Source organism: Mycobacterium sp. MS1601 (assembly GCF_001984215.1).
In the GTDB taxonomy this organism is placed as follows: Bacteria; Actinomycetota; Actinomycetes; order Mycobacteriales; family Mycobacteriaceae; genus Mycobacterium.
This window is the reverse complement of record NZ_CP019421.1, coordinates 53,338-68,601: the sequence shown is the minus strand read 5'-3', so window position 1 is coordinate 68,601 and position 15,264 is coordinate 53,338. Positions and strand designations below refer to the sequence as shown.

The window sequence follows — 15,264 nt, the reverse complement described above, 5'->3', positions numbered from 1 at the left end:
GGAGGTGAGCGCGCCATGGGCTTCTACGACACGACCTGCCTGATCACCGGTATCAACCTGGGCAGCAGCGTCGATACCACCGTCGTGCTGTTACACCGCACGCCCGACGGCCACTACTGCCCCATCTCGCTGGGTATCCACGGAACCTATGACGGGTTCGGATGCATCGAGTCGGTGCCCGCCGACCTCAACGCGGCGCTGCTGACGCGGTTCTTCTCCGCCGCCCACCGCGCCGGCCGATTCCAGGCACACGATCACACCCATGCCGGTGACCCCCACTGGTTTGACCCCGACATCGACATCGAGTCACTGCTGTATCTCGTCGAGCGCACCACCACATGCTCCGAGCTGTACGGGCAGCCCTATCCGCCCTCGACAGTGCTCGACGGAGACCCGGTGGTATTCGCGATGATCGCCCAACCCGTCTGGGATGCCATTGCCGCGCAGAACCGTTCACCTCGAACCAACCTCACCACGGCGGCCTTCGGGCCCGGCGGACACATCGCCGCCGACATCTACGGCGAGCACCTGGGCCAGCTCGTCGAACCACTACGGCAATTCGCCGCGGTCTCAGACTTCATCGCCACACGTCCCTTGCTGTGGTGGGCCCCACCGAACGAGCCGGTGCAGCGCTACCCCCGAAGCGCAGGGATCCGATTCGGCGCTCAAGCCACCAGGCGGTTCGTTGAGGACGCGCGCGCTGAATACCGCGACTACCCGGCAATCCAGATCGCACTCGACACCTACGTCCGAAGCAACGACTGAGAGGGACGACAAATGATCACCCAGTTGCCCGAACCCACACTCGTTGAGTTGCGCGCCCGAGGGCAATCCCGGCGATCGCAGTTCGTGGACCCGACGGTTCTGCACACCTGTTTACGGGTGCTCGACCGGCGCGGTGAGGAGTGGGCCGCATCGGTTCTTGGGCGAGATCTCGCACGGCGCAGCGCGGCAGTTCCACGCCGACCGTTCCTGAACGCCGGCGAGGACTACGCGCTCGTCGAAGCCGACCGCGCCGAAGACCAACTCGTTCTTGACAACTTGTCCTAATGCTGCGCCCTGGACCAGGGCGCGCCCGAGTACGGAAAAGGGTGCACGCCAATGCCATACACGCCCACCACGGCGGCACTGCTACGGCAGATCCGACGCGCTCAAGGCCGCCCGTTGCGTAGCGGCGCAGCCGACATCGGCATCCAACCCGCGCCGCACAGCAGCGACGACCGGGATGCAGCATCGCCAGCGCGGCACGACAGAGACGGAGGCGCACATGACGATCAACATCGCTGACGCGATCCGGCCCAAGAATGTCGAGCAATGGGGCCAAATCGTCGCATCGCATTACGAAGCGCGTGACGCCGATGGGTGCGTGCGCCAACCCAACTGGGTGGTGTTCGAACCGCGTTTCAGCCCAGACGGCGAATGGACCGGGCTCGGTGAAGTCGTCGACCTCATTCCTGCGCTGCCCGAAGAGATCCCCCCGCCGCATCCGACTCTGCCCCGGCCGCAGGCGAACCACCCTATGGATGTGGGGCCCGTGGCCGCACGCCTGGGGTATCCGTGCGAGCGCTACGAGTTCCAGCTCGACTTCAGCGGCGTGTACACCGCGGCCTTCATCCGCCACCACACCTCCACCTCTCGATAGGACTAGCGCCGTGACTGGTGAAACGAAGCGACCGGCCCCGCCTCCGGGGAGCATGCTGGGCGAGGCAGTCACGCTGCGTGATTGGAGCCCGCGCACCGCCCACACGCAGTGCCTGGCGCACGCCTGGGTGCCCCGCTGGCACGCAGGCGGTGCTGAGGCGGTCGTCGCCGATGCCCGCGGCCAGGCATGGGAATGCGTCCTCGTCGAGAGCACGTCGAATGGTCCACTACCGCAGACAGCGTTGGCGAAGGTACTCGCTGCAGGGGCAACGGTCCTGGGCCCCGACCGTGACGAGATACGCGCAGCACTTGCCGGCATGGACGAACGGCTGCGGCGCCGGTTGAACCGACGAAGGTCCGAACGGCCTTGGTCCGATCAGCGCCCGATACTGCTGCTCATCGGCGACGGCGACCACATCCCCGATGACGTGCTCCAAAGAATCGCGGTACTTGGGCGCGCGGCGCAGGTGCACTTGGCGGTGGATGAACGGGCCCGGACCCGAACGCCGCGGCATTTCGACGAGAACATCCTCGGTGTGTATCGAGGCGCGGATCGCCCTGGCGCACCCTACGGGCGAGGCTGCCACGATTCCGCTGCGACCTCATGCGACGAGGGGAGCGGTGTTGAGTAGCAACAACATTCCCGTGAATCTGACCGAGACCGAGGAAGAGGTCCTTGAGATGCTGCACGACCTCGGAAGCCCGCCCGAGAAGTGGCTGCGGCCGATGGATGTGGGCCGGCCCAGCTCCCGCGTTCAACGGGGCCTGGCCGGGCTGACCCGCAAGGGCCTAGTCGAGCGCACACACCGGCCGGCGATCACGGCCTGGCTCTACCGGCTCACTGAAGCGGGCAGGGTCTCATGAGGATGGCCCTGGGAACCGTTCGGCGATCGAGGCGGCTGCAGCCCGTGCCGGAGCTGGGCCCCTACGAGATCAACGTCGGTGCGCTGTCGACCGTGCACGTCGGGCAGATCATCGCTGTGCGCCGCGGCCGCAACACGCTCACCGGGCCACTGCTGTTTCCGCCGGCGAAGTCGGTGACCAAACCGCTGCTGGTGCTCAGGCTCGGCGAGTTCTCCGTAGCGCTGCACCCGGCCGCCGCGGTGATGGTGGTGCCGGAAGGCTACAAGACCACCATCACCATCGCCCCCCGGGGCAACGAGGCGCCAAACCGGCCAGCCAAAGGATCATGACCTGCGGATACGGCACGTCCCCGCGAGAACCGGACGGGAAGCCGGTGACGCGCCGATGAGCCGCCGCAAGAGGGCCCCGAACACCCCGCGGATCGGTACCGTCTTCGAACTGGTCGGAGACGACGCCGTCGATGAGTTCAAGGCCGTCTGCGCGGCCTACGGTTTGGCGCCGAAAGAGCTGGTCCACAAGCTCGTCACCGAAAACATCGCGGGCCTGCGTGAAGACCCATTCCGTGGATCGCTCGTCGAGCGCGGCATCGAGTACCTCCGCGAAGCGCGGCGACGCCGCGAACTGGCCAGCATCCACCGCTCATGGGAACAGCCACCCGCGGTGATCGAGGGCGCCGAGCACGACAACGAGGGCCCTACCGGCGCCACAGGTAGACGCGGTCCTTCTTCAACGGAGCACCGTCGGGACCCTTGACGTACGGGGCGATCCACTTCGGGCGTCGATCCGCGTGGTTGGGGCCGCACGCCTGCTGACGCCAGTGCCCGCCAACCCACCAGCGGTGGTGATACTGGCGGTCAGACGAGGAACCGTCGCCCTCTCGCGGCGGGCTCATCGGCCGGCGCAACTCGATGATGCTGACCTGATCAGGGTCAGCCTCCCCGTCCGCCGGGCCCTCTTGGCGGCCCCGCGCAGGGGTCTCCAGCGCTCGGGTCGCGGCGACGGTCGGCTGACCCATCAGCAGCCACGCCGCGCCCACGATGCTCACCAGAGGGGACGCGTCGGCCGCGCCGGCCACCTCGGCGGTACGGGGAACCAACGGCTGCACCATCAGGGTCGGGTTGGTTGCCCACAGCGGCGAAGTCACTTGGTAGGGCGCCAGCAGCTCAGGGTTCTTTGCCAGCCGCGATAGCGGTTGCAGCTGGAGTACTCCATCTGGGCGCGACCACCACCACAGCCCGTCCCACGTCACCTCGGCCGGGTCATCAGCACTCAATGCGTTCCATGGAACGTCGCCGGCGGGCTTGGCCCAACAGAGCACCCCGGTGGGGCACGGCGCGGCGATCGCAGGCGTCCACTCGGGCAGCGAATCGGCGGCGTCGAGGGCGACGTCCACCATGTCGCGGCTTACCCAGAACAGTTCGGCGCTGCGAATGGCCTCGGACTCGGCGCTCATCTGGGTCAGGGACTCGGCCAGCTTGGCCTGCATGCGTTGCAAGCGGCGAGAACCGCCGAGTGCGGGATCGGTGGGTTCCTCCAACGCCGACGATTGGTGTGCGACAAGGGCATCGAGCGCGTCACACCACTGCCGTCGCATGTCGGGAACGGACGTGGGGGCCCACGGGAGGCCTTTGCGCTTCACCATGTCGTAGCCCTATGCACCGCGCCCGTCACGTCGTCGAGCGTATCGCGTGCGGGCAGTGGCAGGGACGTGCTATCAGTGCAGGTCCAGGCGTGGCCGGGCCGGTGGGGCGCACGATGCCGGCGCGCCCCACCAGCGCGGATCAGGCCGCCTCCTCCCCGCGCGGTGCCTCGCCGGCGTCAAGGATCTCCGCTTGGATCGTGGCGGTCACCTCGGCCAGCTCAGCTTCGGCGGCGACCAGCTCCGCCGGTGCGGACAGATCCGTCCCGTCAGCCGCGGCCCGCGATTGCGCTGCGCTGTGACGGGCATCGTCGGCCCGGGTGAGGGCCTGCCGGCGCTCAGCGGCCGCACCATCGAGCCAGGCGCGCACCAACTGATGAGTCCACTCGGCGACGTCCTGGGCGCCGCGGCGGCGCACCTTGGCCGGCAACACCTGCGTCCACAGCGGGTGGTAGCCGAAGCTGACCTTCAGGTGGTGATCGCCGCGCTCTGCGACGATCGCGACCAGCAGCGGCCCGCTGGAGTACCGGGCACGGTGGCCGTTGTCCGACGCCGCGTTCTCGGCGCAGCGCGCCAAGTCCAGCGGTGGGAGCTGGGGGAGATAGTCGACGAGTTCGGCCAGGCGGCCGGCGCGTTCCTGCAGTGCATCGGCGCGGCGGTCTGCCTCCGATGCTGCGTACAAGGCGGCGTTGACGTTCTGGCGTGCCGTCAGGTGCGTGAGGCGCAGCTTGCGCACCCTCACCTGAAGCTGATGCTGGCGCAGCAGAAGCGAGTTGCCGGCGGCCGCGGCCTTCAGTTCCCCGAAACTCAATGTGCCATCGCCCAGGTCCTCGATTTCCCGCGCGTCGCTATCCGTGCGGTACAGCTGCTCGAAACCCCGGCTCTTGCGCTCGGCGAGCTGGAACATGTAGGCGTCAAACGATCCCGACACCGCGTAGCAGTAGATGTCGATGTCGTCATGCAGATTGCCGGTGCGGATCCCGCGGCCGTTGCGCTGATCCCAGTCGCGGGCAGTCCAGGTGGGATCCACGTGGTGCAGGGCGATCATGCGGTTCTGAATGTTGGTGCCAACACCGACCTTCGGTGTGGAGCCCACCAGAACCGACACCCGGCCATCGCGGCATGCTGCAAACAGTGCCTCGCGGGCCTTGGAATTGGTCGCCTCGTGCATGAAGCGGATCCGGTCGGCCGGCACACCCCGGGCGAGTAGTCCCTCGCGGATCCGGCCGTAGCTCTGGGCGTCGTCTGGGTGTGGGGTTCCCAAGTCGCACAGCACCAACTGGAACGCGCCCGGGCGCGCGGAATTGGCGTAGACCGCGTCGCGGGTGCGGTGATAGATCGCCGCGACGTTCTCAGCGACCACCTCCAGTTTGGGTGCGGTCTCGCAGAAGCCGACCAGGTTGGGATCCAGGGCCACCTTGCGTCCATCGCCGCAGATCGCCAACATGTTGTCGGTCTCCGGGCCAACGCGGCGCGCCCGCAGATCGTCGGCGCGGCGCACCAGTTCGCTCATGAACGTGCGGGTGTTGTCCGTTGGCTCAACGACGATCGTGTGCTGATGCGGGGTCGGCAACGGCAGGTCCGTCATCGAGCTGCGGACCATCGACATGAACGCTCCGATCATGGATCGGAGTTCAGGCACGTTTTGAATCACGGTCGGGCGGCGCTTGCTGCGGAACCCGGAGCCGTCGGGGCTGACCTCGATCAGCGTTTCGTAGCGGACGAACTGGGCAGCCCACGCATCGAAGTGTCCGAGACCGGCTTCGTCGAGCCGGTCAGGGTCACAGAAGCGTTGCCAGACAAAGGCTTCGGCCAAAGTGTTGGTGTAAGGGGTGCCTGTGAACATGCTCGCGTAGGGGCGAGAGCCCTTGTCGCGGCGCAGCATCGACAACTTCAGCAGCAGGTCGGTGGCGCGTTTGGAAGCGCCGAGGCTGAACCCCTCCGCGCGGGTCGTGACAGGGAGTCGGCGGAAGCGGTCGGCCTCGTCGACAGCCAAGTAGTCGATACCCAGCATGTCGAACGTGATCACGTCCGGATCGGTGGCGGTGTCGCGCAACCGCTCGATGCGACCTTCCAGTGAGCGCACCGCAGCGGCAATACGCTTGCCCGTCGCGCCCTGGCTGCGCTGGTAGTCCTCCAGCTCGGCCAACTGGTCGTCGAGCCAATCCCGCTCGACCTGCGCGGGAACCGGCAAGGAAGAAAACGTCTCGTGGGTCATGATGACCAGATCCCAATCGCCGGTGGCGCAGCGTGCGGCAAAGAGGCGCCGGCCGTAGCGGGTCAGGTCCTCGCGGGTGATCACCAGAATCTTGCCCGACGGGGCGGTCTGCAAGGCCTCCCTTTGAGCTTGCTCAATAAGATGGTTTGGGACCAAATACAGTGGCCTGTTTGCGATTCCGAATTGCCGCAACGTCATGCACAGCGCAATGGCGGTGCGGGTCTTCCCGAGGCCGACTTGGTGGGCCGCGAAGGCGACGGGCACCGACAATGCGCGGTCGACGAAGTCGCGCTGCCACCACCAGAGCTTGAGGTCGTCGGCCAGCCCCGGGAACGTCAGGTAGGACCCGTCATCGCGGCGCAGCACGTGGGAGTTCATCGCGTGGTTGTAGCGGTCCAGGATGCGCTGCTCGCGCTGCGGTGACTCCCAAATCCACAGTGAGAAGCGCTGTTCGATGGCCGCAAGTGCCGCCAACGCGGCCTCGGTTTCGTCGGCGTTTCGGACCCGCCGTGAGCTGCGCGTGGCGGAGTCGTACACCTCGTCGTAGACGGTGGGTGAAGAGCTGTTGAGTCCGGCCTGGAGCAGGTCGAAGGCGGTCTTGCGGGTCGTGGTGTAGGTGATCTTCGCGTCGGGGGAGATGGCGTGGGCATTGCCGTCGACCTCCCATGCCGCCAGCGGTGCGATGTGGTGGACCTTCACATAGCTCGCCCCGAACACCTCGCGGCAGAAGTCCTCGATGTCGCGGGGCGTCACCCACGGGGAACCGAGTTCGATCCGCACCTCGTCGCGGCCCAGCCACCGCGGCTGCACTTGCTGCAGTGCGGCGACGTTGCGCTCATAGGAGGCGTCGGTCGCGGCCGCGGCGAGCGCATCTTGGAGCTTGGTGCGCACGTTGCCGCACAGGTAGTCGCGGGCCGAGTGGACCCGTCCGGTCGTCGGATCGCGGTAGGCCAGATCGCCCAAGGCGGTGAACGCGTCCTCGGCAGTGGGCAGCCCCAGCAGCTCGGCGATGCGCGCCATGTCCACGCCGCGCCCCTCGCCCAGGGCGACGGCCAAAGCCTCACCGGGGGTGTCGGCCCGCGTGATGGGCACCGGGCGCTGGTTCACGCGCCGCTGCAGGATCGGCGCCGGCGCGGCCTCGCCGGTGTCCTGATCGAACTTCTCGAGTGCGAACACTTTCGCTGAATCGGGGTCGCCGCGGAATCCGCCCATCGTCGGGACACGCCAGCTCAGCTTGGGCAGGCCGGTGTCGGGGTCGACCTTGCCCTCAATCAGAGTGCCGCGGTTGAGGGGGCCGAAGCGCTCGACGTAGGCCAGGTACGCCTGCAGGCAGGCTGCGCGCAGGGGAGCCAGGGTGGCATCTGAGGTGTCCCAGTTCGCCTCCGCGGCAATGAGTGCCACGGCCGAGTCGCGCAGCGCGACGAGGGAGTGCAGTTCCTTGCTCGCCCGGTTGACGGCCTGCAGATGGCCGTCGACCACGCGGACCATCTCGCCGTTGACGAGATGAAACGACCCCTCCTTGCGGCCCTCGGCGTCGGTCAGAGCGACGTCGGCGAACGCATGGATGGCGTCGCTTGCCGCAGGGTAGGGCAGGAGTAGCGGCTGGGCTGCGGTGAAGGCGTCGGCGACCGCGGTGTCGGGGTCATCGCAGTCCACAGTGAGCGGGTTCTGGTGATACCCGGTGACCCGCATGGTGCCCGCGACCAGTTGCGGGTGTGCGCCCCAGAACGCACTGATGCGAGCTTGGGCGCGGTGGCCCCGCTGGTCGGTGCCGGTGAGGGTGTCGCAGGGCTGGCGGGCATCCCAGCCGTGGCGCGGCTCGTCGGTGTCGCGCACGCGTAGCACCAACACGTCGGCGACCACAGCGGTGCCTTCGGCGGCGAAGTACCCCGAAGGCAGTCGGATTGCCGCCATGAGATCGGCGTGCGATCGCACCGAGTAGGACAGGCCGTTGGCGGAATCCAGGGTATGACGCGAGGTCGCCATGACCACGTAGCCGCCCGGACGGACCGCGCGCACCGCGCGGACGAGGAAGTACTCGTGCAGGGGACCGTAGAACGCGATCGCCGAGTCGTGGACGTTGGCCGAGGAGAACGGCACGTTGCCCACCGCGGCGTCAAAGCGGTTGGCGGGCAGGGACACATCCTGCAGGCGGTCGGCGATGATCGTGGCTGCCGGATGCAGAGCCGCGGCGATGGCTGCGGTGGTCGGGTCGACCTCGACCCCGGTGTAGGTGATCGGAAGGTCAGCCGGGGCGTGGGTCAGAAACCGGGCGTTTCCGCACCCCAGATCCAGCACGTTGCCGCCACGGAAGCCGGCCTGGCGCAGCAGGTGGTAGATGTGCTCGATCAGCGCGGGAGGCGTGTAGAACGAGGTGTCGACCACGCGGGCTGCGGCATTCATCGCGGTGGGATCGAGGTCGTCGAGTTCGTCGGCCAGCGCCGCCCACGACTTGGCGGGTTGCGGATCGAACAGCGGTGCTGCCGCGCCCCATCCGGGGAATCCTTCCAATGCGGCGCGCTGGTCGGGCGTGGGAGAAGCCCCGGGCTTCACGGTCTGGAGGGCGTGCACTGCCTGGACGGCGGATCGAGCGGCGGTAAGCGTTGCGGCCATAAGTCGCACCTTTCGGTTCGGTGACCAGCCCCTCAGGGCCAGCCGGTTCTCGTCGCCGGAACTCATCCGGCGTGCGATGTGCACTGTAGCGGGGGTGTCCGACAAGTACCGTGCGCCGGTCCCGCTGTGCGTCCTGAGTCTAGTGCGTACGGGCCGGTCCAAAGGGGCTGGCGCGCAGGTGAAGGCAAGATCGTCGGGTCCAGTCGCGGGGGGCAAGTCAAAAGCAGCCCGAAAACAACACACCACTCATGCATGCCGACAGTAATACCTGAGGGGTGCTAGGGTGAGACAACGCCGGGCCGAGGAGGGATCTGTGAAGCAAGACTGCATCGCCACCCGCATGGCGCGACGCTTGAAAGTCAGCACCAGTCAAGGACGTGAGCAATGACGCCGGCCCCACGGGAAGGCAACTTCGGAGGGTTCGCCGAAGGCCGCCGCGAAGAGCGCCGCCGCTATGTCGAGCGACGTGCCGCCCGGACGGCCGCGCCAGCTGATCAACAGCGAACGCGCAAGCCCTGGACGGTGGACGAGGCGAAGATCGCCCTCGACCTCACGCTGTCAGTTCCAGATGCCGCACTCAAGGTTGGCCGCACCGCCAGCGCCGTCGAATCACTGCGGCTGCGGTGGCGACAGCGTCGACTGCCGGAAGTTCTGTCGATCCACATTCCCCCACCTCGTCAAGAGCAGCAGTGAAAGAGGACAAGCCGATGACGCGTTACCTTCTGACCACGGCTGGGCGTACCTACCGCATCGACGCCGACGGCGAGACCAGCGACATCCTCCAGTGGTACATCGAGTCGCAGGGCACACCGGAACCGCTGATCGCCTTATCGCGACAACAGGTTCTGGCGCGCATCGGCCGCAGCGCCCTGCCAACGGATTTCCCGGCCCCCGACATGGTGATCGGCGATCCCAACAGGGAAACAGGCCACACCCGCGGCTGGCTGGAATCCACCGTCGATGGCTGGGAAGCCGCGCTGCTCAACAGTGACGCACCCGCCGCAGAAACGCCCACGAACGCGGCATCGCGGGACACGACAGACGAAGCAGTCGCAGCCGACACACCCTCTGGCTCAGACAAGCCCGCTTGGACGCCACGGTCGCGGCTGTGGGCCGATGTGCCGATGGCCGCTGATGACCGCGTCGTGATCATCAGCAGCCTCGGCGTCGTCGCCCCATCAGGCAAAGTCATCACCGGCCAATCCATGCCCAGCGGACAGGCCCTCGGCAATTTCCTGGCCACCCATTGGCCGCGAAGCCCCAAATTCCTGCCGCAACTCTGGCTCACCTACGAAGCGCTCGAATCCATCGGGTTCGCCGTCGACGACTCAGATGGTCCGATCACGTCATCATCAGCAGTCACCGGCGTCGTCGAGCAGTACTTCGATTGCAAGGTGAGCAACGCCAAAGCGGGATGGTTCACCTGCAAGTTCGCCGGAGACCGCAAGGCGTATGTGGTGCTGATCCCGCTCATGCACACAGACCCCTCGTCCAAACGCCCCGGAGACATGGGAGTGGCCGGCTACGAGGACTCCGGGACCGAGCTGCCCGAAGATGAACTCGACGCGGTCAAGCTGCTCGCCGAACGCATTGCCTGGCTTGCCAATATCGCCGATGGCGTAGCGCCGTCATCGCGGTGGTCCACCCTGGGGGCATCACTGCTGGATGCCGTCCGGAAACGGGGCCGCCAAGACACCAAGGCGATCGAAGCATGCCCCTATCCCGCCCAAGTGGCCGTCGAAACCGGAGGCGACATCGAGCCCGCGGTAGAACCGCAGTGGGATCGACGTCCCCACCGCGCTAAAGAGGACAAGATCGACGTCGAGGTCGACCAACGTGCGGCATACCTGGCTTCAGCGGGGCAGGTGGAACTCGGCTACGGAAAGCTCAAGGAACTCAGCAAGATTGACGTCGGAGTCTTCGGGGAACAGAAACCGCCCTTCGGTCTGTGGCGCCTGACCACCCCGCCGTGCAGCGACCTTGACGGACTGACCAAGAAGCTGCCCCGCCCACATGCCTCGATGCAGTGGGACGAACCCGCCACCTTCTGGGTCACCACCCGGGGTGTGCAGCAGCTCACCGCTCCCGTGGAGCTGGGCGGTGCTGGCCTGAGCATCCCCGAGTTGGTCATCGACGAAGCATGGGTGTGGTCGCAACAAGGCCGACTCCTGCGAACCTGGGCAGACGCGCTGCGGGCCAAGCTCATTGAGGCGCGCGCGGCCGAACGTGAGGACTACCAGGACTTCGTCAAGGCGATCTACACCACCTACCTCGGCCGGATGGCCAGTGACCAGTGGCAGCCCAGCCAGAAGCAACACCAGCAGCCGGCGTGGTACGCCGCGATCCGCGCAGACACTCGCTGGCGGGCCATGCGCTATGCACGGATGATGGCCGACACCCACAATCTGTACCCGGTGCAGGCCGAGTTGGACGCCTGGATCTACCTGGTGGATCGAGACCAGGACCTGTCGATCTTCAACGAGGAGCCCGCCGTCAACGGCAAGTATCGCGTCAAATGGACCAGCGCTGAGGACGATGAACAGGGCGGAGGTGCCGCATGAAGAAGATGGGCAAAGGCTCGCCGCCCGGCCCGCCACCGGCCCCCGCGGGAGCTACCGCAGATCCTTCACCGCCGGCCGCAGGGCCATCCCCCGCCCCGGCGGATACCGGCACACCCGCGTCCGCGCTGCCACCCAGCGCCAGGGGATTTCGCGCGGTCTTCCGCGCCGCTGTCAATCGCAAGCTCCGCGAGATCACCGGCCAGAAATGGCAGAGCGCCACCGATGCCCAGAAACGAGCAGAAGCGGCGCGGCGCGCCACGGCCGAGGTCGCACGACGCATCGAACGCCTGACAGGTAAACGACCCGCCGACAGCACCATCAGGCGTAACGCCAACAAGAACACCACCCCCCGAGGTGCCGACCAGCAGCAACTCAACCGCCAGGCCGCCATCGACCGTGCCGGCGGTATCAAGCAGTTCGCGACCAAGGCCGGTGTGAGCACCAAAAAGGTGAGTCAGTGGCGCGAAACCGGATCCGGAATCGCCCCAGGGCTCACCGATGAGGGCGGTGCGGTCTATATCGCCTTCGACGTCACCTGCGACATCTTCCATCCGGCGAGCATCCCGGGCAAAGGCGGCACCACTGAGTACGGCCGGCGCCTGGACAACCAATCCCACCCCCTGTACGGGTCGGACATGGCGGTCAGTGAGCCAGATGCCAGCTCGCTGGTCGCAGCCCACGCCGACGAAGACGACGAAATGACGAAGGAAGTGATAGGTCGCCAGATCGAAATTCAAGTCACCTCGACCTGGTACGGACGCCAACCCAAGGCGGTCACCGTCACCACGGTGCATTCCCTTGAAATCCGCGACTAGCCCGTCGCGCCGGTACCGCAGGCACCGATCACTGCAACGATGTCAGAGCCCTCCGATAGAGTCAGCACCGCAACAGTTTCCAACCATCCGGCTAGGCCTGCGAGCCCAGCCAACGAACCCGAAAGGGACAGCCACACATGAGCACAACGCCACACACCACCGCGCCCCAGTTATGCGATCAGTCCGCCAGCCAGGACACGTCTGCGGTCTCCCCTGAGGCGGCGGGCACTGTCTGGGTCGATTTCGGCGACGGCGGATCCGCACGTTGGGCCGGCTTGAGCCTGGACGTCCTCGACACAATCTGCGCCCAGCTGGAAACGGTCAAACTCGCGGACACGGTCACGTGATGGCCTCACACGGTCAGCCCACACCCCAGTACAGTGACCGCACAGTGAGCCGCCTCCAGCGGCTTGTCCCACAGCCAGCCGGCCGGGTACGCGTACCCGGTCCCAACACGTTCGACGGGAAGCACTCCATGCAGCAGTTCACCGAAGACGAGGTCGCCGCCCGGGTCGGCCTGCCCGGGCCCATCATCGCCGAACTCATCCAGCCTGCCGTCCCCGCTGCGGGCAGTTCCTCAGACGCGCGACGGTTCGGCGAGGCCGACGTCATTCGCGCCCAGGTCGCCGCGCTCATGCTGGCCTACGGGGTGCGCTGGCACTGGGTGCACACGGCCATGCAGAACACCCCGACCCACCCCGACGCTCTGCGCGCGGCACTGGACTTCTGGACAGATGTCGTGCCCTCGCCCCACAACCCCCGCAACTGGCCACTGCCGGCCACCGCGCTCGCCAGCGCATTGATGGCACTGGCACTGCTGGTGGGGATCCTGCTCGGCATGCAGATCACGGCCGGAGCGCCACTGTGACGCCTCAGGAGCGACACCGCTGCAGGGGACATGCCATCCGCCCTGTTCACCGCCTCGGCCGCCGGCACGCCCGCCGGCGGCAATCTCACCCACCCATACCCAAGGAGTCCTCAACATGACCGACAACCGCGTGTACTCGCCGGAACAGCCATGGTTCCCGCCGGCGACACCGGTCGAGTTCCCCGAGGAACGCCTCACCCCGGCATGGGCAGGCAAGGTCGCCAAATCGGCCAGCGGCGACATCGTCATCCGCTCGCACCTGGTGCCACGGCACCCCAAGGACAAGCGCTACATGGGTGCGTGGCGAACCTTCTGGCGGGCAATGGCATTCGCCGACCGCAAAGGTGTCTACGCCATGCTGGAACGCTGGCTCGCCGACGCCGAAGCCGAGTTGGCCAGCCCCACCCTCAGCGAGGAAGACGCGCCCTACGTCCGCCGATTCCGTGGGGACGTCGACGGAGCGCTGCAGCGCCTCAGCCGCGCCAACGAGGAACCCATGTCCTGGGCCGGCGCCGAGTTCTCCAAGTACGCCCCCGAAGAGCGCGTCATGCTCGAAGCACTCATCGGCGCGATATCCCTGCACCGGGCCGGCGACCTGTCCGACGACGAGCTGTACGCCATCATGGGAAGCCTCGACGTCGACCCCGCTGACCGTGACACTGGAATCACCGAGGCATCACTGGACAAGATCCGCACTGCCGCCCGCACCGGTGAACCCTTGGAACTGCAGTCCACCTACCGAAGGTCATGACATGCTCCCGCCGCCACACGAACCGCCAGGCACGGGCGGCCGCGTCGCAGCACGGCCGGCCACGACATCTCCGCTCTTCACGCCCTCGACGATGGCGGGCGCAGACCTCGACGCCCTCACCGTCGGGCCCACCACCCTGTTGGACACCCTCGTCGACCGTGTGGCGAAAGCCAGGCACGGCGCACGCCCCCATACGTTGCTGTTGGGCCCCAGCGGGGTGGGGAAGACGCACACCCTGCACGTGGCGCTGCACCGCGCCCTGAGCGCCGACGACACCGCCAAACGCATTCTCCCCATCGTCATCCCCGAGAACTCAGTCGCCATCGGCAACTACACCGATCTGCTCCACGAAGCCGCACGCGCGATCGACCCGCACGTGCACCACGAAGCCGCCACCCTGCGCCAGCACCGAGACGACGCAGGGATGGAAGGCCTGCTCGCGCGGGCAGCTGGCGGGCGGGCAATGCTCTTGGTCGTGGAACGACTCGATCAGGTGTTCCGCGCGATCGGCGTGGCGGGCCAAGGCAGCTTGCGACAGTGGGCGGAAAGCCCCTCTGGTGTCACGGTATTCGCGTCCTCACCCACCCTGTTTGAGGGGGTCTCATCCCGCACCAACCCGTGGTACGGGTCGTTCATGGTCGAGCGGGTGCACGAGATGTCTACCGAGGACATCGTCACCCTGGTCGGACGGTCCGCCCGCCCGCGGGGAGCTGACGCGCTGTACCCAGCTGTGACATCCGGCCCCGGCCGGGCAGCAGTCGCCGAGATTCATCGACGGGTTGGTGGATGCCCGCGCACGTGGTTATTCCTCGCGGAAGTCTTGGATGCGCGCACGCTGTTCGAGGTCGACGCCGCGGTGAGGCTGGTGTTGGACTTCTGGACCCCCTACTACCAGCCGCGGCTATGGAGGGTACCGGCCGGCGAGCAACGACTACTCACCGAGATTGCGCGCTCTCCACATGGACGAACGGTCCGCGAACTCGCTGAGGCCCTGGGCATCTCCAGCCAATCCGCCTCGACGGGACTGCGGCGACTTGCCGCCAGCCGGTGGGTGTCGTCCTCGAAGGACAATGCCGGAGATCGGCGCCTGACTGTGTACGACGTTGCCGATCCGCTGGTGCGAGAATTCATCCAGTTCAGGGACCGCAGCGCCCTTTCGTGACCACCGGAGTCCGCGCCGCACGTCGACACTCGAAGCCGCGCAAGGCTCGGCGGGCGGGGTCATGGTGAATGGCGGCGCAACGGTCATGTCGGTGGTCGTCGGTAGTGTAAAGCGCAGCAGCGCAACCAATGT

Annotated in this window: 16 protein-coding genes; 13 read left to right on the top strand and 3 right to left on the bottom strand. The window is 67.0% G+C overall.

Annotated features, from left to right (window positions below; all coding sequences use genetic code 11):
• The first annotated feature begins 15 nt into the window (after positions 1–15).
• The 3 genes from BVC93_RS31045 (at position 16) to BVC93_RS31035 (ending at position 1,642) form a co-directional block, all read left to right on the top strand.
• Positions 16–765, top strand: a complete 750-nt coding sequence (locus tag BVC93_RS31045; protein WP_083741562.1) for a hypothetical protein — start codon at positions 16–18, stop codon at positions 763–765.
• Positions 766–777: 12 nt separating this feature from the next.
• Entirely contained in the window at positions 778–1,050 is a 273-nt protein-coding gene (locus BVC93_RS31040; RefSeq protein ID WP_083741561.1) for a hypothetical protein, read from the top strand.
• Between the two features lie 217 nt (positions 1,051–1,267).
• Positions 1,268–1,642 carry a hypothetical protein gene (locus BVC93_RS31035; RefSeq protein WP_157517332.1) on the top strand — a complete coding sequence of 125 codons (375 nt, stop codon included), beginning with the start codon at positions 1,268–1,270 and terminating at the stop codon, positions 1,640–1,642.
• Between the two features lie 226 nt (positions 1,643–1,868).
• On the opposite strand, the gene BVC93_RS33345 is transcribed toward BVC93_RS31035, so the two are convergent.
• A complete protein-coding gene (locus BVC93_RS33345) occupies positions 1,869–2,228 on the bottom strand; it encodes a hypothetical protein (RefSeq protein WP_157517331.1) in 360 nt (119 codons plus the stop codon).
• 37 nt (positions 2,229–2,265) lie between these two features.
• Between BVC93_RS33345 and BVC93_RS31025 the strand changes: the two genes are divergently transcribed.
• From BVC93_RS31025 to BVC93_RS33340, 3 genes are read left to right on the top strand one after another with little or no spacing between them, the layout of a single operon-like run.
• Positions 2,266–2,505, top strand: a complete 240-nt coding sequence (locus BVC93_RS31025; RefSeq protein WP_157517330.1) for a MarR family transcriptional regulator — start codon at positions 2,266–2,268, stop codon at positions 2,503–2,505.
• A 2-nt stretch (positions 2,506–2,507) separates the two neighbouring features.
• Complete coding sequence (locus tag BVC93_RS31020) at positions 2,508–2,834, top strand: hypothetical protein (protein WP_083741557.1); 327 nt, start codon at positions 2,508–2,510, stop codon at positions 2,832–2,834.
• Between the two features lie 55 nt (positions 2,835–2,889).
• Entirely contained in the window at positions 2,890–3,258 is a 369-nt protein-coding gene (locus BVC93_RS33340; RefSeq protein WP_157517329.1) for a hypothetical protein, read from the top strand.
• Here the strand turns inward: BVC93_RS33340 and BVC93_RS31015 are convergent.
• Together BVC93_RS31015 and BVC93_RS31010 are read right to left on the bottom strand one after the other, a co-directional pair.
• On the bottom strand, positions 3,200–4,147 hold the full coding sequence (locus BVC93_RS31015; protein WP_083741556.1) for a hypothetical protein: 948 nt from the start codon (positions 4,145–4,147) through the stop codon (positions 3,200–3,202). The two genes, BVC93_RS33340 and BVC93_RS31015, sit on opposite strands and share 59 nt — an antisense overlap.
• 139 nt (positions 4,148–4,286) lie before the next feature.
• Positions 4,287–8,975 carry a methyltransferase domain-containing protein gene (locus tag BVC93_RS31010; RefSeq protein WP_083741555.1) on the bottom strand — a complete coding sequence of 1,563 codons (4,689 nt, stop codon included), beginning with the start codon at positions 8,973–8,975 and terminating at the stop codon, positions 4,287–4,289.
• 384 nt (positions 8,976–9,359) lie between these two features.
• On the opposite strand from BVC93_RS31010, the gene BVC93_RS31005 reads away from it, so the two are divergent.
• From BVC93_RS31005 to BVC93_RS30975, 7 genes are all read left to right on the top strand, one after another.
• Positions 9,360–9,668, top strand: coding sequence for a hypothetical protein (locus BVC93_RS31005; RefSeq protein WP_083741554.1), 309 nt, complete (start codon positions 9,360–9,362; stop codon positions 9,666–9,668).
• Positions 9,669–9,682: 14 nt separating this feature from the next.
• Positions 9,683–11,536, top strand: a complete 1,854-nt coding sequence (locus tag BVC93_RS31000; protein ID WP_157517328.1) for a hypothetical protein — start codon at positions 9,683–9,685, stop codon at positions 11,534–11,536.
• Positions 11,533–12,351, top strand: coding sequence for a hypothetical protein (locus BVC93_RS30995; RefSeq protein WP_083741552.1), 819 nt, complete (start codon positions 11,533–11,535; stop codon positions 12,349–12,351). Before BVC93_RS31000 ends, BVC93_RS30995 begins: the two co-directional genes overlap by 4 nt.
• Before the next feature lie 137 nt (positions 12,352–12,488).
• The gene (locus tag BVC93_RS30990) at positions 12,489–12,698 is read left to right on the top strand and encodes a hypothetical protein (protein WP_083741551.1); all 210 of its coding nucleotides are present in this window, start codon (positions 12,489–12,491) and stop codon (positions 12,696–12,698) included.
• 128 nt (positions 12,699–12,826) lie between these two features.
• The gene (locus BVC93_RS30985; RefSeq protein WP_083741550.1) at positions 12,827–13,219 is read left to right on the top strand and encodes a hypothetical protein; all 393 of its coding nucleotides are present in this window, start codon (positions 12,827–12,829) and stop codon (positions 13,217–13,219) included.
• A gap of 115 nt (positions 13,220–13,334) precedes the next feature.
• Complete coding sequence (locus BVC93_RS30980; protein ID WP_083741549.1) at positions 13,335–13,970, top strand: hypothetical protein; 636 nt, start codon at positions 13,335–13,337, stop codon at positions 13,968–13,970.
• A 91-nt stretch (positions 13,971–14,061) separates the two neighbouring features.
• Positions 14,062–15,132 (top strand): MarR family transcriptional regulator, encoded by a 1,071-nt coding sequence (locus tag BVC93_RS30975; protein WP_236950536.1) that lies wholly within the window; start codon positions 14,062–14,064, stop codon positions 15,130–15,132.
• Positions 15,133–15,264 lie beyond the last annotated feature (132 nt).

What these genes read in the sequence shown, in the direction of transcription:
- BVC93_RS30990 (WP_083741551.1), top strand. Translation starts at nt 12,489, where the DNA reads ATGAGCACAACGCCACACACCACCGCGCCCCAGTTATGCGATCAGTCC.
- BVC93_RS31000 (WP_157517328.1), top strand. Translation starts at nt 9,683, where the DNA reads ATGACGCGTTACCTTCTGACCACGGCTGGGCGTACCTACCGCATCGAC.
- BVC93_RS31045 (WP_083741562.1), top strand. Translation starts at nt 16, where the DNA reads ATGGGCTTCTACGACACGACCTGCCTGATCACCGGTATCAACCTGGGC.
- BVC93_RS30985 (WP_083741550.1), top strand. Translation starts at nt 12,827, where the DNA reads ATGCAGCAGTTCACCGAAGACGAGGTCGCCGCCCGGGTCGGCCTGCCC.
- BVC93_RS31010 (WP_083741555.1), bottom strand. Translation starts at nt 8,975, where the DNA reads ATGGCCGCAACGCTTACCGCCGCTCGATCCGCCGTCCAGGCAGTGCAC.
- BVC93_RS30975 (WP_236950536.1), top strand. Translation starts at nt 14,062, where the DNA reads ATGGCGGGCGCAGACCTCGACGCCCTCACCGTCGGGCCCACCACCCTG.
- BVC93_RS31020 (WP_083741557.1), top strand. Translation starts at nt 2,508, where the DNA reads ATGGCCCTGGGAACCGTTCGGCGATCGAGGCGGCTGCAGCCCGTGCCG.
- BVC93_RS31035 (WP_157517332.1), top strand. Translation starts at nt 1,268, where the DNA reads ATGACGATCAACATCGCTGACGCGATCCGGCCCAAGAATGTCGAGCAA.
- BVC93_RS31005 (WP_083741554.1), top strand. Translation starts at nt 9,360, where the DNA reads ATGACGCCGGCCCCACGGGAAGGCAACTTCGGAGGGTTCGCCGAAGGC.
- BVC93_RS33340 (WP_157517329.1), top strand. Translation starts at nt 2,890, where the DNA reads ATGAGCCGCCGCAAGAGGGCCCCGAACACCCCGCGGATCGGTACCGTC.
- BVC93_RS30995 (WP_083741552.1), top strand. Translation starts at nt 11,533, where the DNA reads ATGAAGAAGATGGGCAAAGGCTCGCCGCCCGGCCCGCCACCGGCCCCC.
- BVC93_RS31015 (WP_083741556.1), bottom strand. Translation starts at nt 4,147, where the DNA reads ATGGTGAAGCGCAAAGGCCTCCCGTGGGCCCCCACGTCCGTTCCCGAC.
- BVC93_RS31040 (WP_083741561.1), top strand. Translation starts at nt 778, where the DNA reads ATGATCACCCAGTTGCCCGAACCCACACTCGTTGAGTTGCGCGCCCGA.
- BVC93_RS30980 (WP_083741549.1), top strand. Translation starts at nt 13,335, where the DNA reads ATGACCGACAACCGCGTGTACTCGCCGGAACAGCCATGGTTCCCGCCG.